Origin of the sequence: Bradyrhizobium betae (assembly GCF_050632175.1) — a bacterium.
Classification (GTDB): domain Bacteria; phylum Pseudomonadota; class Alphaproteobacteria; order Rhizobiales; family Xanthobacteraceae; genus Bradyrhizobium; species Bradyrhizobium betae_B.
Map to the genome: position 1 here is coordinate 5,956,410 of NZ_CP192576.1, position 19,497 is coordinate 5,975,906.

Here is a 19,497-nt window from a genome sequence, read left to right on the forward strand (position 1 = left end):
TGAGACGAGACATCGATATGCGCCGCACGCCACGCTTGATCGCAGCCGCCGTCCTGATCGCCTTCACGGGCGTCCTGGGCGGCTGTTCCAGCTTCGATCCGAGCGACATGCTCGACTTTCTCGACACCAAAAGAAGCTGCCGGGAGACCGCAAGCCGGTCTTCCCCGAGGGTGTGCCGGGCCTCGAGCAGGGCGTGCCACGCGAGATGTATAAGGGGGCTCAGCAGCAGCCGGATCCGAACGCGCCTGCCGTCGCGGCTTTGCCGGCGGAGCCGCCGCCCGAGGCCAAGCCGGCAAAGGGTGCCAAGGCCAAGAAGACCAGGCAGCCAGCCACCGCGGCAGCTCCTGCTGAGGCCCCGGCGGGCGAAGTCGATGGCGAGGCCCAGCCGGAGGCCGCGCCGCCCGCGGCCGCTCCACCGCCCAAACATAAGATCGTCCGCAGGCGCACCACCGCGCCGCCGCCGGATCAGCCCGCCCAGCAGGCGCAACCGACCCAGACCACGCAGCAGCAGTCGCAGGGCGCTTTCCCGGCGCCGATGCCGAGCGGCAGCTTCTCGCGCTGATCACTTCATTGCATTGACAGGCGCGGCCTTCGCAGCGCACGAATGACCGATGTCCTTCACGATTGCCATTATCGGCCGACCCAACGTCGGCAAGTCGACGCTGTTCAACCGCCTGGTTGGGCAGAAGCTCGCGCTTGTCGATGACCTGCCCGGCGTCACCCGCGACCGCCGCGAGGGCGAGGCCAGGCTCGGCGACCTCGAATTCACCATCATCGATACCGCCGGCCTCGATGAGGGCGCCAAGGGTTCGCTGACGGCACGCATGCAGGAGCAGACGGAGGCGGCGATCGCGCAGGCCGACGCGCTGTTTTTCGTAATCGATGCCCGCATCGGCCTGACGCCCACTGATCGCGCCTTCGCCGATTTCGCGCGCAAGGCTAACAAGCCGGTGCTGCTGGTCGCCAACAAGAGCGAAGGCAAGCATGGCGATGCCGGCGCGATGGAGGCCTTCGCGCTTGGTCTTGGCGATCCCATCCAGATCTCGGCCGAGCATGGCGAGGGCATGGGCGAGCTCTACGATGCGCTCCGCGAACTGATGCCGGAGCCGGTCGAGGACGACGAAGCCGAGGACGACGCGCCGCTCACCGAGGAGGAGGCCGCGACGCGCCCGATCCGGGTCGCCATCGTGGGCCGGCCCAATGCCGGCAAATCGACATTCATCAATCATCTGCTCGGGGAAGAGCGCCTGCTGACGAGCCCGGAGGCCGGCACGACGCGCGATTCCATCGCGGTCGAGATCAACTGGAAGGGCCGCGAATTCCGCGTGTTCGATACCGCGGGCCTGCGCCGGCGCTCGCGCATCGAGGAGAAGCTGGAAAAGCTCTCGGTCGCGGATGCGCTGCGTGCGGTGCGTTTTGCCGAAGTCGTCGTGATGATGATGGACGCCCAGAACCGCTTCGAGGAGCAGGATCTGCGTATCGCCGATCTGATCGAGCGCGAGGGCCGCGCGGTCGTGCTCGCCGTCAACAAATGGGACCTGATGGAAAGCAAGGGTGGCGGCGCCATCTCCAATTTGCGCCGGGATGCCGACCACTTGCTGCCGCAGGTCAAGGGGGTGCCGATCGTCGCCGTATCGGGCCTGATGGGCGAGGGCATCGACCGGCTGATGCAGGCAATTCAAGACGCTTACGCAGTCTGGAACAGGCGCGTCTCGACGGCGGCCTTGAACCGCTGGTTCGAGGAGGCAGTCCAGGCCAATCCGCCGCCCGCGGTGTCCGGCCGCCGCCTGAAGCTGAACTACATCACGCAGACCAAGGCGCGCCCGCCGAGCTTCGTGTTGTTCTGCTCGCGCGCGGACGCCGTGCCGCAATCGTACATGCGCTACCTCACCAATTCGATGCGCGAGGCGTTCGAACTGCCGGGGACGCCGGTGCGGATCACGTTGCGCGAGAAGGCCAATCCGTTTGCCCACAAGCGCAAGCGGCCGTCGTAAGGTGGGCAGGGCGCATCAGCGCTTTTGCCCACCCCACTAGAACGTCGGCTGGCTTATTTCTTCACCAGCGGGCACTCGCTGTCCTTGAGTGGCTTGGCCGCATCTTCCGCCGGGATGGTGGCGACCAGCTTGTAGTAATCCCACGGGCCCTTCGATTCCTCAGGCTTCTTCACCTCGAACAGATAGGCCGGAATGATACGGCGGCCGTCCTCACGCAGCGGGCCTTTGCCAAACAAAGGATCGTCTGTCGGAATCTCCTTCATCTTGGCTACGACCTTGGCACCGTTATGCGGGTTGCCGCCGAGGGCCTCGAGCGCTTTCAGATAATGGATGACGCCGGCGTAGTTGCCCGCCTGCGTCATCGACGGCATCGCCTTGTTGGCCGTCTTTTCCTGGAAACGCTTGGACCAGGCGCGCGTCTTGTCGTTCAGGTCCCAGTAGAAGGACTCGGTGAAGGTCAGGCCATGCGCCGTCTTCAGTCCGAGCGAGTGAACGTCGTTGATGAAGAGCAGGAGCGCGGCGAGCTTCTGGCCGCCCTCGACGATGCCGAATTCGGCCGCCTGCTTGATCGAGTTGGTGGTGTCGCCGCCGGCATTGGCGAGACCGACGATCTTGGCCTTGGAGTTCTGGGCCTGGAGCAGGAACGACGAGAAGTCGGACGTGTTGAGCGGATGCTTGACACCGCCGAGTACCTTGCCGCCGCTCGCTGTGACGACCGCGCTGGTGTCACGCTCGAGCGCGGCACCGAAGGCGTAGTCGGCGGTCAGGAAGAACCAGGTATCGCCGCCAGCCTTGGTCAGCGCCTTGCCGGTGCCGTTGGCGAGCATGTAGGTGTCGTAAGTATACGAGATGGTGTTGGCGTTGCAGGCCTTGCCCGTAAGGTCGGCGCTGGCGCCGCCGTTGTTGAGCAGGACGACGTTCTTTTCCTTGGCGACGTTGCTGACCGCCAGCGCCACGCCGGAGTTCGGCGTGTCGGTGATCATGTCGACCTTCTGGGTGTCGATCCACTGCCGCGCAATGTTGACCCCGATGTCCGGCTTGTTTTGGTGATCGCCGCTGACGACCTCGATCTTCCAGCCCTTGGCAGCCAGTCCGGAATCCTCGACGGCCATCTTGACAGCCACCACGGAGTTGGGGCCGCCGATGTCGGCGTAGAGGCTCGACATGTCGTTGAGCACGCCGATCGTGACGGTTTTGTCCTGGGCGTAGGCGGATGTGGCAAAACCGAAAGCGGCACAGGCCAGAAGGGCCGCAGAGCGGCGCGCGAACGTCGTCGTCATATAAGGTTTCCTCCATTGTCAAATATGCGGACGGCTCTCTTGTGAAGCCTTGGTCCGGTTGATGCCTCTACCTTGTCCCGCGGCCTGCGGCAATGCGCCTAAAGCCGGATGACGCTGCGTCGAAGCGTCATCCGTCGGTTAACTTTTGGGCAAAATGCGTCGAGACGCTATTGCAACGCGTCCGAGGTCAGCCTGAATTTCTGGATGCGCTTTCCGGTATCGACCTCGGCGGTATAGACGTTACCCTTGGCGTCGATCGCCATGGCATGCACCCAATGGAATTGCCCGGCATTGCGGCCGCTGTGCCCGAAGCTGCCGACCACGCTGCCGTCGTCGCGCTTGATCACCCGGATCTCGTTGTTCTCGCCGTCGGCGCTCAGCAGCCAAGTCTGCTTCGGATCAGGCCAGATCGCGATGTCCCACACCGCGCCGTTGCCCAGCGTGTTCTTCTCGAAGAAGAACTCCTTCACGAAGGTGCCGTCTTTCTTGAACACCTGGATGCGGTTGTTGATGCGGTCGCAGACGTAAACAAGCCCGTCATTGGCGAGCTTCACGCAATGGACGGGATTGGCGAATTGTTGCGACACCGGCGCCTTGGGATCATAGGCCGCCTGCTTGGCGTCGTCAGGCTTGTTGCCATAGGCGCCCCAGTGCCGCTTGTAGGCGAGCGTCGTTGCGTCGAACACGATGACGCGGCGGTTGCCGTAGCCGTCGGCGATGTAGATCTCGTTGGCTTCCTTGTCGATCGCGGTCTCGGCAGGCTTGCCGAGCTGCGTCGTGTCGTTGCTGCCGAGGCTCGGCGCGATCTTGCCGATCTGGGCGACGAACTTGCCGTCGAGCGTGAACTTCAGGATCGCGTTGTCGTTCTCGGCATTGCCGCCGATCCAGACGAAGCCGCGCTCGTCGACCTCGATGCCGTGCTCGCGGCCGACCCATTCATAGCCCTGTCCGGGACCTCCCCAGGAGCGCAGCAGATTGCCGTCAGCGTCGAATTCGAGCACGGGCGGCGCCGACACGCAGCATTTCGAGCGCGGCGGGGTGAGGCTTGCGCCCTTCTCGTCGTCGGTGAGCGAGCGCGGGCGATGGATCACCCAGATATGACCCTGCGCGTCGACAGTGATGCCGCCGACTTGGCCGAGGATCCAGTTGTTCGGCAATTGCTTTGGCCAGGAGGAATCGACGGCGAAAGTCGGGATGTCGCCGGCGGTCGCAACGCCCGGACACAGGAAGGCGATGGCCGCAATCAGGATGGAGAAGGCGCAACAGACATTTGCGAGCGCACGGTTGAGGCCGGCGCGATCATGCCATGGTGCCATGGCAACCTCCCTTTTGGCTTGCGGCTTGCTGCCGCTTGAGCGCGTGCAGTCAATCGCGGGGAGGTCTCCAAGTCAATCACGCCGGCGAGCGGAAGCTCATCAGGCTGCGGGTCTTGTAGTCGTAGAACTTGCCGGTCTCGGTCCACTCGGGTGCGCACATCGGCACGATGAGTTCGGCGACCTGCGCAGGCGTCTCCAGCGTGGCCGGATCCTCGCCCGGCATCAGGGTCGCGCGCATGCGGGTGCGGATCGGGCCGGGGTTGAACAGGTTGACGCGGAGAGGCGTGTTCGCGGTTTCCTGCGCCCAGCCGCGCGCCAGTGTTTCCAGCGCCGCCTTGGAGGCGGCGTAGGGGCTGACATAGGCGGTCGCCTTGTTGGCGGCGCCCGAAGTGATGAACACGGCGCGGCCTGCGTCGGATTGCCTGAGCAGCGGCTCCATGCAGCGGATCAGCTGGAAGTTCGCGGTGACGTTCACCGCCATCACGTCGGTGAAGGTTTTCAGCTCGATATGACCGATCGGCGAGGAGGGGCCGAGCACGCCGGCATTGCCGACGAGGATGTCGAGCTTGCCGTAACGCTCGTGCAGGCCGGCGCCGAGCCGCGCGATGCCGTCGGAATCGGTGAGGTTGAGCGGGACCAGCGTAGCGCTGCCGCCGTCTTTGCGGATTTCGTCATCGAGCTCTTCCAGCCCACCCTGCGTGCGCGCGGTCGCCACGATATGTGCGCCAGCCTTCGCAAGGGCGATGGCCGTAGCATAACCAATGCCGCGTGAGGCGCCGGTGACGAGAGCGATGCGGTCGGCAAGGGGCTTTGTCATGGTCGAATATTTCCGTCATGCCCGGGCCTGTCCCGGGCATCCACGTTCTTTGAGCGGGGTATTACAGACGGGGATGGCCGGGACAAGCCCGGCCATGACGAAAAGGGGACTGCGGGGCTGCGGGAGTCTCTCCGTCAGCTCGCCTCCGCCAGCAGCGACAGCTGTCGCGGCTGCTGCTCGGTCTGGGTCTGGTCGGTGAGGTGGGTCGGATAGGCGCCGGTGAAGCAGTGGTCCGAGAATCTCGGATTTGCGGGATCGCGGCCGGGCTCGCCCATGGCGCGGTACATGCCGTCGATCGACAGGAACGCCAGAGAGTCGGCGCCGATGATCTCGCGCATCTCCTCCAGCGAGTGTGTCGCTGCCAGAAGGCCGCCGCGATCGGGCAGGTCGATGCCGTAATAGTCGGGATAGAGGATCGGCGGCGAGGCCAGGCGGAAGTGCACTTCCTTGGCGCCGGCATCGCGCATCATGCGCACGATCTTCTTCGAGGTGGTGCCGCGCACCAGCGAGTCGTCGATCAGGATGATGCGCTTGCCTTCGATCGCGGCGCGGTTCGCCGAATGCTTCATGCGCACGCCGGATTCGCGGATCGCCTGCGTCGGCTGGATGAAGGTGCGGCCGACATAGTGGTTGCGGATGATGCCGAGTTCGAACGGCACGCCGGAATGCTGGCTGTAGCCGACCGCGGCGGGCACGCCGGAATCCGGCACCGGAACGACGACGTCGACCTCGACATGGCTCTCACGCGCAAGCTGCGCGCCAAAAGCCTTGCGCACCTCGTAGACCGAGCGGCCGTGCACGATGGAATCAGGACGGGAGAAGTAGATATATTCGAAGATGCAGGGACGCGGCGCCATCGGCGGGAACGGCTTGTGGATGTCCTGGCCGTTCTCGTCGAACACGATGACTTCGCCGGGCTCGATGTCACGGACGAAGCGCGCGCCGATGATGTCGAGCGCGCAGGTCTCGGAGGTCAGGATCGGGCAGCCGTCGAGGTCGCCGAGCACCAGCGGACGGATGCCGCGCGGATCGCGTGCGCCGACCAGCTTCTTGTTGGTCAGCGAGACCAGCGCATAGGCGCCTTCGATCTCGCGCAGCGCGTCGATGTAGCGCTCGATGAAGCGGCTGCGCCTGGAGCGCGCGACCAGGTGCAGGATCACCTCGGTGTCGGTGGTCGACTGCATCATCGCGCCGCTCTTCACGAGCTCGCGGCGCAGCGTCAGGCCGTTGGTGAGGTTGCCGTTGTGGGCAACGGCCAAGCCGCCGGCATTGAGCTCGGCGAACAGCGGCTGCACGTTGCGGAGGATGGTGGCGCCGGTGGTGGAGTAGCGGACATGACCGACGGCCATGGTGCCGGGCAGGCGGTCGATCACTTCGCGGCGGGAAAAGGTGTCGCCGACGAGGCCGAGACGGCGTTCAGAATGAAAACGGGAGCCGTCATAGGAGACGATGCCGGCCGCTTCCTGACCGCGGTGCTGAAGCGCGTGGAGACCGAGTGCGGTGATGGCGGCCGCGTCCGGATGGCCGTAGATGCCGAAGACGCCGCATTCCTCGCGCAGCGTATCCCCCTCCAGATCGTCCTGTAGCTCGATCGCGGCTGGGCCAGAGGGCCGGTTCAAGGCGAGATCAAGCTGGGCGTCCTGGTCAGGGTATCGCATCTCGTCCGAACCTCTCTCTAGGGCCTAATCAGCGCGCCGCAGGTTTCTCGATCAGCTTTTTAAGGCTGTCACGAGCCGGTTTGCTGTATCCGTCGCCAGTAGCCGAAGGCTGCTGTTCGGAATCAGCTTGATCATCATCTGGTTTGTTTTTCTTGAATCTCTTCAAGATGGTGTTCTCGGGGTCATCCGGCAAGAGGGCCATCAGCCAATCGCCGGTTCCCTGCAGCACCACGCGGGATTTTGCTCCCGTGACCCAGTCCGGGCGCTGCTTGTCCGGCACCAGCCAGGTGAAGAACAGGAAGGCGACCACGACGATCAAAAGCCCGCGAGCGAGGCCAAACAGGAAGCCGAGGGTGCGGTCCAGCGCGCCGATGCGCGAATCCAGGATCATGTCGGAGATCCGGACAGTGATCACGGAAACCACGACCAGGGTACCGATGAACACGCCGGCGACCACGACCACGCTGGCGACCGTATCGTTGTTGAAATAGGTCTTGGCGGTCGGCAGCAGCTTCGAGAACGAATACAGCGTCACGATCGCCGCCGCACCCCAGGCCGCGATCGACAGGATTTCGCGCATGAAGCCGCGGACCATCGCGAGCAGGCCCGAGATCAGCATCACACCGAGCAGGATCAGGTCGAGGATGGTTACTGGCATCGTCTGGTCTGGTCCGCTCGTACGTCGAAGGTGCTCAGCGAGATCGGTGTTTTGCCGCCGCCCAAAGTGAGGGCCAGACGGCGTTTCCGGCAAGGCCGTAACCACGCAATCCCATGCTGCTTTTGTGACGGCTGTATAGCGGCGGAGGCGGGGTACGTCACCTCCACCTAACCCTCTCCACGGCGGAATCTTGCCGGTGTGGCATTTTTCTCTGCCGGGGCGCTCTGTTCGCCACGGCGGGAGCCCTTGGCGGCGATTTCGGCGACCAGGGTTGTGAGGCTGTTGACCGCGTTCAGGGACAGTCCGGCGTCGCCACCCGCGTCGCCGCCCCGGGCCGATTCGGGGAGCACGGCGCGCTTGAAGCCGAGTTTTGCTGCTTCCTTGAGCCGCGCTGGAGTCTGGGCCACCGGGCGGATAACGCCAGAGAGCGAAATTTCGCCGAAATAGACCGCGTCGGTGGGCAACTGCGCATTAACCAGCGAGGAAACCAGCGCGGCCGCAGCGGCCATATCGGCCGCCGGCTCGTGGATACGCAAGCCGCCCGCGACATTGAGATAGACGTCGTGGCCGGACAGCTTGACCCCGCAATGGGCCTCCAGAACCGCCAGCACCATCGAGAGCCGGCTCTGATCCCAGCCGACCACTGCACGGCGCGGTGTACCCAGCGAGGTCGGCGCGACAAGCGCCTGCAATTCGACCAGAACGGGCCGTGTGCCCTCGATGCCCGCAAAGACTGCGGTGCCGGGCGTGCCGAGGTCGCGCTCGGAGAGGAACAGCTCGGAGGGATTGGTGACCTCCCGCAGGCCAAGGCCGGTCATCTCGAACACACCAATCTCGTCGGTGGGCCCGAAACGGTTCTTCACGGCGCGCAGGATCCGGAATTGCTGCGAGCCTTCGCCCTCGAACGACATGACCGCGTCGACCATGTGCTCGACGACGCGGGGGCCGGCGATCTGGCCATCCTTGGTGACGTGGCCAACCAGGATGATGGCGGCGCCGGTCTTCTTGGCAAACCGTATCAGCGCCTGCGTCGAGGCGCGCACCTGCGTGACGGTGCCGGGCGCGGATTCCACCGTGTCGGTCCACATGGTCTGGATCGAGTCGATCACGATCAGGCGCGGTACCGCGCCTTCAGAGAGCGTCGAGACGATATCCTCGACCGAGGTCTCGGCTGCGAGCTGCACCGGTGCATCCGACAGGCCGAGTCGCTCGGCGCGCAGCCGCACCTGGGCAATGGCTTCTTCGCCGGAGATGTAGACGATGCGGTGGCCGGCGCGCGCCATCAGGCTCGTCGCCTGCGTCAGCAGCGTCGACTTGCCGATGCCGGGATCGCCGCCGACCAGCAGCACCGAGCCGCGGACGAAGCCCCCGCCGGTGACGCGGTCGAGTTCGGTCATCCCCGAGGACAGGCGCGGCGCGTCCTGGGTCTTTCCCGACAGGCTTTCCAGTGCAAACGTCCGGCCCTTGCGCTTGGAGCGGATCGAGACCGGCACGCTGCCGGTCGTGTCCTCCTCGGCAAGCGTATTCCACTCGCCGCAGGACTCGCACTTGCCCTGCCAGCGGTTATAGGCCGCGCCGCAATTCTGGCAGACGAAGGAGAGCGTGGATTTTGCCATGGGACGGTCGAGTCGGAGGGGTTGAGATCCGCTGATAGCACGGAAGGGCGGCCGCGAGGACGCTCGCCGATGTCCCAATTAGCGCAATTCACCGCAACCGATACACCCTTTGTTAGCCGTAGACCGCCGCGCTTTGCCGGACTTTGCGAAATTTTAGCGGACGCGGGTCCAGTTTCGGAACCAAGACGGGGTGGCGAAACGAATGACGGTGTTATTGCGCATAGTGCTCGTGATGAGCATGGCCTGCGGCATTCTCGTGCCGCCTGGCGGCGCTGTTGCGGCCGACGGCAAGCCCCTCAACATTGTCTTCGTGAACCCCGGCAAGACCGGCGAGGTCTATTGGGACATGGTCACGCAGACCATGCAGGCCGCCGCCCGCAAGCTCAATGCGCGTGTCGAGGTGCTGACCAGCGAGCGCAATTACCGCACCATGCAGGAACTCGGGCTCGGCGTGGTGGCACGTCCCGACAAGCCCGACTTTCTCATTCTCTCGAACGAGGAATCCGCTGCCGTTCCGGTCCTCGAAGCGGCCGAAGCTGCCGGAGTCAAGACGCTGCTGCTGTCGAACACGCTGATCGGCGAGGATGGGGTTCGCCTCGGACCGCCGCGCCAAAGGCTCAAGACCTGGCTCGGCGATATCACGACCGATCTTCAGACCGCCGGCGCGCGGATGGCCAATGCGCTGATCGGCACGGCGCGTGCCGAAAAATGGCAGAGCCCGGACGGCAAGATTCACATTCTCGGTATCGGCGGCGACGAGATCACGCCGGCCTCCATCGCGCGCAATGCCGGACTCAAGCTTGCCGCGGACGCCGCGCCCGACGTGGTGGTGGACCGCATGCTGTTCGCCAACTGGACGCAGTCCGAGGCCGAGCAGGTCACGGCGAATTATCTGGGCTGGGCCTTGCGCAAGGCGATCCGGCCCGCCGGCATATGGGCCGGCAACGATCCGATGGCGCTCGGCGCGCTTCGCGCGGTCGCCGCGGCCGGTCTCAGGCCGGGCCAGAACATCGAGGTGGTCGGCCTCAACTGGTCGGAGGACGCGCTACGCGAGATCAGGGCGGGCCGTCTGCTTCTGACAGATGGCGGCCACTTCCTGCTCGGCGGCTGGTCGGTCGTGCTGTTGCGCGACTATGCCGACGGCTGTGATTTCGCGGCGGTTTCGCCCCATGTCGAGGTCAAGACCTCAGCAATCACGCGCGCGAATCTCGGCTCGGTCGGCGACCTCATCAAGACGCGTGCCTTCGAGCGGATCGATTTTACCCGGTTCAGGGCGAAGGCGGGTCGCTGCGGCCAGTATGACTTCTCCATCGATGCGCTGATCTCGTCGCTGGTGCCCCGGGAAGGTATCGCCGACTGATGCCAAACGACAACGACATGACCGATCGGGATCGCAACGGGCAGGCGGCGCCTTTACGCTCGCGCTCGGTGGTCCGGGCGATGATCTGGGCCACGGTGCCGGTGCTGGTGATGGTGCAACTGCTGGCCTCCGCCGGCGTCGAGGTGTCGAGCTTCTGGTCGCAGATCAAGCAGCTCGATGCGCGCATTGCCCGCGTCGCCGAGAGCCGCGCCGAGCTGATCGCCGAGCCGCTCTGGAAGATGCGTTACGACCAGGTCACGCGCGTGCTGAACGAGATCATGCACGACGAAACCATCGCCGCCGCCGCCGTTTACGACGACACCGGCGTTGCGATCGCGCGCGTGGTCGCGCGTCCCGCGGATCAGGCGGTCTCGGAGGTGTCCCGTCCGATCGACTACCGCAACGGCAACATCGCCGTCGAGGCCGGCCGCATCGTGATCGCCTATTCCTACGCGACGGTCTACGCCGACACCGGCAGCCGCCTGCTGCTGCTTCTGGTCGTCGGCCTGGTCGCGACATTCGCGACCGTGGTCGCGATGCGGATATCGGCCAACATCTTCATCGGCAAGCCGCTCGCCGCCATCATGTCCGCGATCCAGCGCAGCAAGCAGGACGGGCGGGCCTATCCAGCGGACATCAAATCGTCGAACGAATTCGGCCAGCTGGCGCGCGCCTTCAACGCCATGCAGCACACGACGTCGGGTGCACTCGACAGGCTGGGCCACATGGCCGCGCATGATCCGCTGACGGGTCTGCCCAATCGCCGCTCGTTGTCCGAGCACCTCGTGACCTTGAGCAAGAATGCGGGCTCGCCGGACTCCCTGATCGCGTTCTGCTTCATCGACCTCGACGACTTCAAGGGCATCAACGACACCTTCGGCCATGACGCCGGCGACAAGTTCCTGGTGCATATTTCCGAGCGTCTTCGCGAGGCGGTCGAGCCGCAAGATTGGGTCGCGCGGCTCGGCGGCGACGAGTTCGTCGTGATCCGCCCCGAGGTCGGCAACCCCGCGACCGCGCAGGCCTTCGCGCGCCGGCTGCTGGATGCGATCTCCGATCCGATCCGGCTGCACGACAAGCAGGTCGTCCCGCGCGCCAGCATCGGCCTTGCCGTGCGCCGCGCCGGCGACCCTGACTTGTCGCATCTGCCGGCGCTCGCGGACATCGCGCTCTACCATGCCAAGAGCAAGGCGCCCGGCACCGTCGCCGTGCTGGACGAAGCGCTCCAGCGCGACTATCGCCGCCGCAGGGATCTGGAGCTCGCTATTCCCGCAGGCTTCGCCGAGGGGCAGTTCGAGGTCTGGTATCAGGGTCTCGTGGACCTCGAGACCCAGGCTGTCGTCGGCCTCGAGGCGCTGATCCGCTGGCGTCATCCCGAGCATGGCGTGATCAGCCCCGGCGAATTCCTGCCGCTGATCGAGCGCAGCGGCAACAATGCGCGGCTGACGCGCTATGTGCTGACCGACGCGTGCCGCGCGCTGCAGCGCCTTGCCGGTGCGGGCAAGCCGCAGATCCGGATCGCGATCAATCTGCCGCCGTCCGAGCTTGCCGACCATTCGCTCGCCGCCGAGCTGTGCGAGACCTGCCTGCGCTTCGGCGTCGCGGCATCGATGCTGGAGCTGGAGATAACCGAGGGTTCGCTGATCAACAACATCGCCAGCGCCTCCGAGACGCTGCATCGCCTGCAACGCCTGGGCGCTACGATCGCACTCGACGATTTCGGCACGGGCTACAGCTCTCTCGCACATCTCAGGCGCTTTCCGCTCGACAAGGTCAAGATCGACAAGGCCTTCATCAGGGAGATTCCTGACAGCGCGGAAGACAAGGCGATCGTCGGCGTCATTGCATCGCTTGCCGGCACTCTCGGGCTCACCCTGGTCGCCGAAGGCATCGAGCGTGCCGAGCAGGCGCAGGCAATGCGCGAGATGGGGGTGACGCTCGGGCAGGGCTTTCTCTATCAGCGCCCGCAACCACTGGAGGCCGTGCTGCGCTGGCTGGAGGCACAGGAGGTCCAGGAGAGCCGCGTCCTCGTCGACAGTCCGTCGATCGCGCCGGAATTCGCCGCCTGAGCGCGGTGCGGCTACGACTGCGCCGCGTTCCAGAGCATGGAGAGCCCGGCCGCGATCATGATCGCGTCCATGACGATGCGAAACATCTCCGGTTTCAGATGCATCACGAAGCGCTTGGCGATGAAGGCACCCGACATCAGCGAGGCGCCCGCGATCAGGCCCTTGACGAAGACGTCCTGCGTCAGCGCGCCGAAGCGTTCGAAGGTCACGGATTTCGCGAAATAGAGCCCGAGCGAAGAGGCCGCTTCGGTGGCAAGGAAGGCGCCTTTGGACAGGCCGTAGAACAAAAACAGCGGCACGCTGAGCGGACCGGTCGAGACCACGATGCCGGTGAGATAGCCGATCACCGCGCCGCCGATCGCCAGATGCCAGAGATTGGCCTTGAGATCGTGCCGCGCCAGCCAGTGCCGCGCCGGCACCATTGCGATCAGGAAGATGCCGATGGCAAGGTCCACGGCATGCGAGGGCAGGGCGAGCAGCGTGCGTGCACCGAGCGCAGCCGCCGGAATCCCCGTGACCGAATAGGCCGCGCAGGCCCGCCAGTCGACCTCGCGCCACCACGCCAGGATGCGCGAAAAATTCGCCATCACGGAGGCCACCGCCATGATCGGCACGGCTTCCTTTGGCCCATAGGCATAGACCAGCACCGGCATCAGCATGATCGACGATCCCGTGCCGACGATGCCTGAGACGGTGCCGGCGATGAGGCCGACGATGAGGACGAAGAGAAATGCCAAGGCGCTCTCCGGAGAATCGGCGCATTCTAGCAGTGGACATGCGTGAATGGCGGCACGAGACCGACGTTCGACGCCGGACATGGCAGATCAGCCTCGCGGCATGTCTGCCCGAGCCTTGCTTGACCGCTTCCCCTCGATTGAAAGAGGGGGCAGGGAAGGCCGGGTGCCGGCTGGCACCCACGGTCCACTGTGCGAAGCGTGTGCTTTTAAAAAGCTGCACAGCGGCATACAGGTGTAGCCAGACATCCGGCCTTCCCTGCGCAGTGGCTTGACGGCTTATGTCGTACTCTCCCCGGGGAGCGATGCACTATTGCCCCCGTCGCCTTGCGGTTGCCGATGCACATGTCCGGTTGGACAACGCCCATCACCGCAACACTTGACGCCAGCCTGCGGGCGCCAGGACCACACGATTTTGCCGTACGCAGATCACACCGATCGTGCGCGCGACGCACCTCGCTCACGGTTTCCCGCCCTGCAAAGCCAATCGCGCCGATGTCATTCACGTCCACCGCCGCCCGACCCGCGTTCGTGACGATCGCGATACGCCCTCTTCCTTGGGCCGGAGTGCGCGTAATATCCGCCGTTTCCGAAATTCTGTAAAGACGAATATTTTGACGTGGGTGCATTGACCCGTGGCTTGGGTGTTTCGCCCGGCGGCCGCGCAAGGTCTTGTGTCCCGATCGGCGATCGCGTCGGTGCAAAGCGCCGCGCGACGTCAGGCTGGACTCTCTGCGCAGGCGTCCTGACGATCGCATCGCTCGCTGGCCGTGGTTAACTGCCGATGCAGCGGGCATGCCGAATTGGACCGGTTCCACGGCCGTATCCTTCAAATTTGAAGGATACGGATAGGGGTATTCGCCGAGACAATTTGAGGTTCGCGATGCCCGACCATCATGCCTTCTCCGCGCTCGACCGCCATGCGGTGCTGGGCGGGAGCCGACAACGGCTTTCCCTGGTACGCCGGGGCGATGCTCGCGTTCGAGGCAAGCGAGGTGGTGCGGCTGCGTTGCGAGAAGCTCAGCCGTGGCGACGAGGCGGCCGGGCAGGAGGCCGTGTTGATGGTACGCGAGAAGATCGCCGCGGGCTTCGAGGCGGCCATGAGCCTGCTTGCAGGCGCGACCGCGGGAACGATCGTCCAGCGCTACCGCGAGCAGGTGGCAGCGAATGCCAAGCGGCTGTCCGCCGAAGAGGCTTCGTAACCGGTTGGCTGCTGAGGCGTCGGCACCGTCCTCATTTCAACATCACCCAGACCGGGGCGTGATCGCTCGCGCCATCCTGGCCGCGGACTTTCTTGTCGACGCCGGCCTTCGCCAGCCGTGAGGCAAGGGCGGGGCTGAGCAGGAGATGGTCGAGCCGCAGGCCCGCATCCCGCGGCCAGCGGTTCCGCTTGTAGTCCCAGAACGTGTAGATGCGTTGCTCCGGATGCAACTCGCGGATCGCATCGCACCAGCCTTGTTCGACCAGTGATGTAAACGCCGTGCGGCTCTTCGGCTGGATCAAGGCATCCTTGTCCCATGAGCGCGTCGGATAGATGTCGATCCCGGTCGGCGCGACGTTGTAGTCGCCGGCGAGCACGACGGGCAGATCCTGCTTGATGAAAGTTTTGGCGTGGCGCTTGAGCCGCGCAAACCAGTCGAGCTTGTAGTCGAATTTCGGCCCCGGCTGCGGATTGCCGTTCGGCAGATAAATGCTGGTGACGATGATTCCACGCACAGCGGCCTCGATGTAGCGGGCTTCGAGGTCACCTGGTTTTCCCGGCAAGCGATCGCGGGTGAGAATGGGCTTGGCGTTGCGGGCGAGGATGGCGACGCCGTTCCAGGTCTTCTGTCCACACCACACTGCGCCATAGCCGGCCTTTTCGAGCGCGGCCGCCGGAAAATCGCCATCACTTGCCTTCAGTTCCTGAAGTGCGACGACATCGGGCTTCGCCGCGCGCATCCATGCCAACAGATTGGGCAGGCGGCGATTGATGTTGTTGATGTTGAATGTCGCAATCTTCATGTAGAGCTGGCGCTTCTGCCTTCCTTCACCGGAGACACAATGTCCAAGTTGAACTTTGCTGCTTTCGTCGTCGTTGTCGCGATCTCCGGAGCGGCTTCGGCACAATCGTCCGATCCGCGCGGTGCGTGCAAGGCGGACTATGACAAATTCTGCGCCGGCATCGCACCGGGCGGCGGCAAGATCATCGCCTGCCTCGAGGCCAAGCGCGATCAGCTCAGCGCGTCCTGCAAGACGGCATTGGACGGCCGGAAGAAAAAGTAAGCGGCTGGCGGCTCAGTTCGGCAGCGGCGGCGGGCTCGCCGGCTGCTCGATCGGCAGCGGTGCGGGCGGCTGCTCGGCCGCCGGTGCTTGCACCGGCTTGACCAGCGGTTCCACCACGTTGCCGCCCTTGTAGATGCGGGCATAGCGGTGGCCGAGGCTGGTCAGCACCTCGTAGCCGATGGTGCCGAAATGATGCGCGAGTTCGTCGACGGTGATGCCTTCGCCGATCAGCGTCACCAAATGGCCGCGCCGCGCCGCATTTGGCGGCAGGTCGCTGATGTCGATCGCGATCAGATCCATGGACACGCGGCCCGCGACCGGGCAGCGCTTGCCCGCGACGATCACCTCGGCGCCGCGGGTGCCGTCATTGGAACTGGCGGCGCGGAAATAGCCATCGGCATAGCCGACCGCGATGATCGCGAGCTTCGTTGGCCTGCGTGCCGTCCAGGTTCCGCCATAGCCGACGGTCTCGCCGCGCTCGACGTTGCGGATCTGTACGATGCGCGCCTTGAGGTCCACGACCGGCAGCATCGGGTTGTCAGCCTCCGGCGTCGGATTGACGCCATAGAGCGCCGCGCCCGGCCGCACCAGGTCGAACTGGAACGGGGCGCCGAGGAAGATGCCTGACGAATTGGCAAGCGCTGCCGGCACGCCGGAGAATTCGCTGGCGATGCCGCGGAAAGCCGCGAGCTGCTTTGCGTTGACGGGGTTGTTGAGCTGTTCGGCCGAAACCAGATGGCTCATGACCAGCGTGATGCCGTGGTCGCCGGCATTGATGCGGGGAATGATCGCCTGCGCCTCGGCAAGCGTCAGCCCAAGACGGTTCATGCCGGTGTCGATGTGGATCGCGGCGCCTCCGCTCCAGCCGGTGCGGCGGCAGAACACGTCCCATTCGGCGAGTTCGTTGAGATCGCCGATCACCGGCCGGCAATTGATGCTGGCGTAGTGCTCGCCGGTGTTCTGGAAATAGCCTCCGAGCACATAGATCGCGGCTTCCGGCACGGCCCCGCGCACCTTGCGCGCTTCCTCGATGGTGGCGACGAAGAAGGTCCTGCAGCCGGCCTTGCTCAGGGCCCGCGAGACCTGCTCGGCGCCGCAGCCATAGGCGTCGGCCTTGATCACCGCCGAGCATTCGGCCGGTACCGCCGTCTTCTCGAGCTTGCGCCAGTTGGCGATGATGGCGTCGAGATCGACGGTGAGTACGCCGCCATAGGCTGCAAGCGCGGCAGCCTGATTGGCCTCCGTGGAGAGGAGACCGGATTGCGGGATCATTTTCGGGTCGGACGCCATTGTCATGCCGCCGTTTTACGCAAGAGGCAGGCCTGGTTCAAGGAACTCAGTAGTCGTTGCCGCTACGATCCGGCAATTGAGCGTCAGACGCGAGGTCGCCGAACCGCGTGACCGAGGCCTCGAAGGCCAGATCGACGGTGCCGGTCGGGCCGTGGCGCTGCTTGCCGATGATGACTTCGGCCTTTCCGTGCGCAAGACTCATGTCGAGCTGCCACTTCTCGTGTTCAGGCGTGCCCGGGCGCGGCTCCTTCATGGCGAGGTAATATTCCTCGCGGTAAACGAACAGCACGACGTCGGCGTCCTGCTCGATCGAACCCGATTCACGCAAGTCGGAGAGCTGCGGCCGCTTGTCGTCGCGGGATCTCGACCTGACGCGAGAGCTGCGACAGCGCAATCACGGGAACGTTGAGCTCCTTGGCAAGTGCCTTCAGGCTGGTCGTGATCTCCGTGATTTCCTGCACGCGATTATCGCTCCGCTTGCCCGAACCCGAGAGCAGCTGGATGTAGTCGATCACGAGGAGGTCGAGGCCCTTCTGCCGCTTGAGCCGGCGCGCGCGCGCCATCAGCTGCGCGATCGACAGACCGCCGGTCGCGTCGACATAGAAAGGCAGCGATTGCAGCTCGATCGAAACCTGGCGGATCTTCTCGAAATCGCCTTCCGTGATGCCGCCACGGCGGATGTGGGAGGAGGGAATGCCGGTGCGCTCGGCCACGATACGCGTGGCGAGCTGGTCGGCCGACATTTCGCAGGAGAAGAAGCCGATCACGCCGCCATTGGCGGCCTTCGTGGTGCCATCCGCCTGGATCTCGGGAACATAGGCTTGCGCGACGTTGTAGGCGATGTTCGTCGCCAGCGACGTCTTGCCCATGCCGGGACGTCCGGCCACGATGATGAGATCGGAGTGCTGCAGGCCTCCCATCTTGGTGTCGAGGTCGCGCATACCCGTCGAGATGCCCGACAGCTTACCGTCGCGCTGGAACGCCTTTGCGGCGAGATCGACCGCGACCGCCAACGCCTGCGAGAATTTCTGGAAGCCGCCGTCATAGCGGCCGGATTCAGCGAGCTCGTACAGCCGGCGCTCGGCGTCCTCGATCTGCGCCCGCGGCGCGAAGTCGACCGGCGCGTCGTAGGCGACATTGACCATGTCCTCGCCGATGCCGATCAGGTCGCGACGCAGCGCCAGATCATAGACGGTACGGCCGTAGTCCTGGGCGTTGATGATGGTGGTCGCTTCGGCCGCGAGCCGCGCCAGATATTGCCCGATGGTCATGCCGCCGACATCGGTGTCGGCGGGGAGGAACGTCTTCAGCGTGACGGGCGTGGCGATCTTGCCCATCCGGATCAGGCTGCCGGCTGTCTCGTAGATGGTCTGATGCAGCGGCTCGAAATAATGCTTCGGCTCCAGGAAGTCGGAGACGCGGTAGAAGGCATCGTTGTTGACCAGGATCGCGCCCAGAAGGCTCTGTTCCGCCTCGATATTATGCGGCGCGCTCCGGTAGGCGGGAGTTCCCGGCTCGGGCGCGAGTTTGAGGACGTTCGAATCAGTGAGGGCCATGGTCGAGCGATAGCAATTTTCTGGGGCGGATGCGGGGCCGGGATAAAGCGCCGACTGACGCGGAAGCGGAAGTGAAAGCTGGCCGCTATCAACCGTTCATTAAAATGGTGGATGATTGGCAGCCGCAGCACGCGCCACGCTTGACGGATTTTCACGGAACTCGCGCGCGGCCCGCAAGGCGAAGCGACCGCGCCGCGGAAAAATCCGGATGACATGAACCTGGTGGATTGGTGCGCAGACGTATCGATGAGCGCGCGAAGTGCCGCACGCTGCGAGCTCTCGGCTCGGGTTCAGACCAGCAGGAGGTAGACCAGCGCGACCAGGGCCGCTCCGACGCCGGTGGCGATCAGGGCGTAATCGGTGCGGAGGTCGTCCTGCACGTCGAATGAGGTTTGGCTCTGCTTGCTCATGGCGACGGTCTAAGCCAGGCCCGACAAGACTTGTGTGAAACAGATCACATCTCCCCGGATTCTTTCGGGGGTACGGTCGGAACAGGTGGGTGGGCAGGGGATTACCCCAGTGGTCCGCCACCACGGAGACGAGGCAAGCAATGCGGCCAGAACGGCAGCACCAGATCTGGCGAAGCGAGGCAGGCAGCCGGCTTTGGCTGTCGGGGCTGATCGCTGCCATGCAGCATGCCGAGCAGCCCCAAATCCGCCGGGAGCAGATTGGCCCCGAAACGCTTGTGCCGTTGCGGGCTCACCTGGCCCTGCCGGCGTCGTTTCCGTTGTCCACCCTCCGTCACTAGGACTTTATTCACCTTCTCAGGTGGGCTCGGAGCCGGCCTTGAACGCGCGCATCCGAGCGGCCGCTGCACCTTGGCTTTGCGACGATGGGTCGCTATCCGGCGAGGCTGCGCCGTCGGACAAGGCTTGCCTGGTTCG

14 protein-coding genes and 2 pseudogenes are annotated in these 19,497 nt (G+C 64.9%); 6 read left to right on the top strand and 10 right to left on the bottom strand.

The features are described 5' to 3' along the window. Positions 1 to 17: 17 nt before the first annotated feature. Together ACQ86E_RS28575 and der are read left to right on the top strand one after the other, a co-directional pair. A pseudogene (locus tag ACQ86E_RS28575) lies at positions 18 to 562 on the top strand (hypothetical protein). Between the two features lie 49 nt (positions 563 to 611). Further along, positions 612 to 1,994, top strand: a complete 1,383-nt coding sequence (gene der, locus ACQ86E_RS28580; RefSeq protein WP_431202826.1) for a ribosome biogenesis GTPase Der — start codon at positions 612 to 614, stop codon at positions 1,992 to 1,994. 53 nt (positions 1,995 to 2,047) lie between these two features. On the opposite strand, the gene ACQ86E_RS28585 is transcribed toward der, so the two are convergent. From ACQ86E_RS28585 to radA, 6 genes are all read right to left on the bottom strand, one after another. Beyond that, a complete protein-coding gene (locus ACQ86E_RS28585; protein ID WP_431202827.1) occupies positions 2,048 to 3,274 on the bottom strand; it encodes an ABC transporter substrate-binding protein in 1,227 nt (408 codons plus the stop codon). A gap of 167 nt (positions 3,275 to 3,441) precedes the next feature. After that, positions 3,442 to 4,590 (bottom strand): hypothetical protein, encoded by a 1,149-nt coding sequence (locus ACQ86E_RS28590; protein ID WP_431202828.1) that lies wholly within the window; start codon positions 4,588 to 4,590, stop codon positions 3,442 to 3,444. A gap of 76 nt (positions 4,591 to 4,666) precedes the next feature. Next, positions 4,667 to 5,407: an SDR family NAD(P)-dependent oxidoreductase gene (locus ACQ86E_RS28595; protein WP_431202829.1), complete on the bottom strand. Its 741-nt coding sequence runs from the start codon at positions 5,405 to 5,407 to the stop codon at positions 4,667 to 4,669. A 134-nt stretch (positions 5,408 to 5,541) separates the two neighbouring features. After that, positions 5,542 to 7,065 carry an amidophosphoribosyltransferase gene (purF, locus tag ACQ86E_RS28600; RefSeq protein ID WP_431202830.1) on the bottom strand — a complete coding sequence of 508 codons (1,524 nt, stop codon included), beginning with the start codon at positions 7,063 to 7,065 and terminating at the stop codon, positions 5,542 to 5,544. 28 nt (positions 7,066 to 7,093) lie between these two features. Continuing rightward, on the bottom strand, positions 7,094 to 7,723 hold the full coding sequence (locus ACQ86E_RS28605; protein ID WP_431206583.1) for a CvpA family protein: 630 nt from the start codon (positions 7,721 to 7,723) through the stop codon (positions 7,094 to 7,096). A gap of 167 nt (positions 7,724 to 7,890) precedes the next feature. Further along, the gene (radA, locus tag ACQ86E_RS28610) at positions 7,891 to 9,339 is read right to left on the bottom strand and encodes a DNA repair protein RadA (RefSeq protein ID WP_431202831.1); all 1,449 of its coding nucleotides are present in this window, start codon (positions 9,337 to 9,339) and stop codon (positions 7,891 to 7,893) included. A 202-nt stretch (positions 9,340 to 9,541) separates the two neighbouring features. Here radA and ACQ86E_RS28615 point away from each other — a divergent pair, with 202 nt between their 5' ends. Together ACQ86E_RS28615 and ACQ86E_RS28620 are read left to right on the top strand one after the other, a co-directional pair. Then, entirely contained in the window at positions 9,542 to 10,699 is a 1,158-nt protein-coding gene (locus ACQ86E_RS28615) for an ABC transporter substrate-binding protein (protein WP_431202832.1), read from the top strand. Next, positions 10,699 to 12,768, top strand: coding sequence for a putative bifunctional diguanylate cyclase/phosphodiesterase (locus ACQ86E_RS28620; protein ID WP_431202833.1), 2,070 nt, complete (start codon positions 10,699 to 10,701; stop codon positions 12,766 to 12,768). The genes ACQ86E_RS28615 and ACQ86E_RS28620 overlap by 1 nt, the downstream gene beginning before the upstream one ends. Positions 12,769 to 12,779: 11 nt before the next feature. Here the strand turns inward: ACQ86E_RS28620 and ACQ86E_RS28625 are convergent, their stop codons facing one another. Continuing rightward, a complete protein-coding gene (locus tag ACQ86E_RS28625) occupies positions 12,780 to 13,505 on the bottom strand; it encodes a sulfite exporter TauE/SafE family protein (RefSeq protein WP_431202834.1) in 726 nt (241 codons plus the stop codon). Between the two features lie 893 nt (positions 13,506 to 14,398). On the opposite strand from ACQ86E_RS28625, the gene ACQ86E_RS28630 reads away from it, so the two are divergent. Continuing rightward, entirely contained in the window at positions 14,399 to 14,704 is a 306-nt protein-coding gene (locus ACQ86E_RS28630) for a hypothetical protein (RefSeq protein WP_431202835.1), read from the top strand. 31 nt (positions 14,705 to 14,735) lie between these two features. On the opposite strand, the gene ACQ86E_RS28635 is transcribed toward ACQ86E_RS28630, so the two are convergent. Next, a complete protein-coding gene (locus tag ACQ86E_RS28635) occupies positions 14,736 to 15,506 on the bottom strand; it encodes an exodeoxyribonuclease III (protein ID WP_431202836.1) in 771 nt (256 codons plus the stop codon). A 39-nt stretch (positions 15,507 to 15,545) separates the two neighbouring features. Here ACQ86E_RS28635 and ACQ86E_RS28640 point away from each other — a divergent pair, with 39 nt between their 5' ends. Continuing rightward, entirely contained in the window at positions 15,546 to 15,767 is a 222-nt protein-coding gene (locus tag ACQ86E_RS28640; RefSeq protein WP_431202837.1) for a cysteine rich repeat-containing protein, read from the top strand. Between the two features lie 12 nt (positions 15,768 to 15,779). Here ACQ86E_RS28640 and alr read toward each other — a convergent pair whose 3' ends face one another. Beyond that, entirely contained in the window at positions 15,780 to 17,057 is a 1,278-nt protein-coding gene (gene alr, locus ACQ86E_RS28645) for an alanine racemase (RefSeq protein WP_431206584.1), read from the bottom strand. Between the two features lie 46 nt (positions 17,058 to 17,103). Further along, positions 17,104 to 18,613, bottom strand: a pseudogene (locus tag ACQ86E_RS28650) (replicative DNA helicase). Positions 18,614 to 19,497: the final 884 nt, after the last annotated feature.

Excerpts from the sequence above, each read along its gene's own strand:
- der (WP_431202826.1), top strand. The coding sequence starts at position 612 with ATGTCCTTCACGATTGCCATTATCGGCCGACCCAACGTCGGCAAGTCG.
- ACQ86E_RS28585 (WP_431202827.1), bottom strand. The coding sequence starts at position 3,274 with ATGACGACGACGTTCGCGCGCCGCTCTGCGGCCCTTCTGGCCTGTGCC.
- ACQ86E_RS28590 (WP_431202828.1), bottom strand. The coding sequence starts at position 4,590 with ATGGCACCATGGCATGATCGCGCCGGCCTCAACCGTGCGCTCGCAAAT.
- ACQ86E_RS28595 (WP_431202829.1), bottom strand. The coding sequence starts at position 5,407 with ATGACAAAGCCCCTTGCCGACCGCATCGCTCTCGTCACCGGCGCCTCA.
- purF (WP_431202830.1), bottom strand. The coding sequence starts at position 7,065 with ATGCGATACCCTGACCAGGACGCCCAGCTTGATCTCGCCTTGAACCGG.
- ACQ86E_RS28605 (WP_431206583.1), bottom strand. The coding sequence starts at position 7,723 with ATGCCAGTAACCATCCTCGACCTGATCCTGCTCGGTGTGATGCTGATC.
- radA (WP_431202831.1), bottom strand. The coding sequence starts at position 9,339 with ATGGCAAAATCCACGCTCTCCTTCGTCTGCCAGAATTGCGGCGCGGCC.
- ACQ86E_RS28615 (WP_431202832.1), top strand. The coding sequence starts at position 9,542 with ATGACGGTGTTATTGCGCATAGTGCTCGTGATGAGCATGGCCTGCGGC.
- ACQ86E_RS28620 (WP_431202833.1), top strand. The coding sequence starts at position 10,699 with ATGCCAAACGACAACGACATGACCGATCGGGATCGCAACGGGCAGGCG.
- ACQ86E_RS28630 (WP_431202835.1), top strand. The coding sequence starts at position 14,399 with ATGCCTTCTCCGCGCTCGACCGCCATGCGGTGCTGGGCGGGAGCCGAC.
- ACQ86E_RS28635 (WP_431202836.1), bottom strand. The coding sequence starts at position 15,506 with ATGAAGATTGCGACATTCAACATCAACAACATCAATCGCCGCCTGCCC.
- ACQ86E_RS28640 (WP_431202837.1), top strand. The coding sequence starts at position 15,546 with ATGTCCAAGTTGAACTTTGCTGCTTTCGTCGTCGTTGTCGCGATCTCC.
- alr (WP_431206584.1), bottom strand. The coding sequence starts at position 17,057 with ATGGCGTCCGACCCGAAAATGATCCCGCAATCCGGTCTCCTCTCCACG.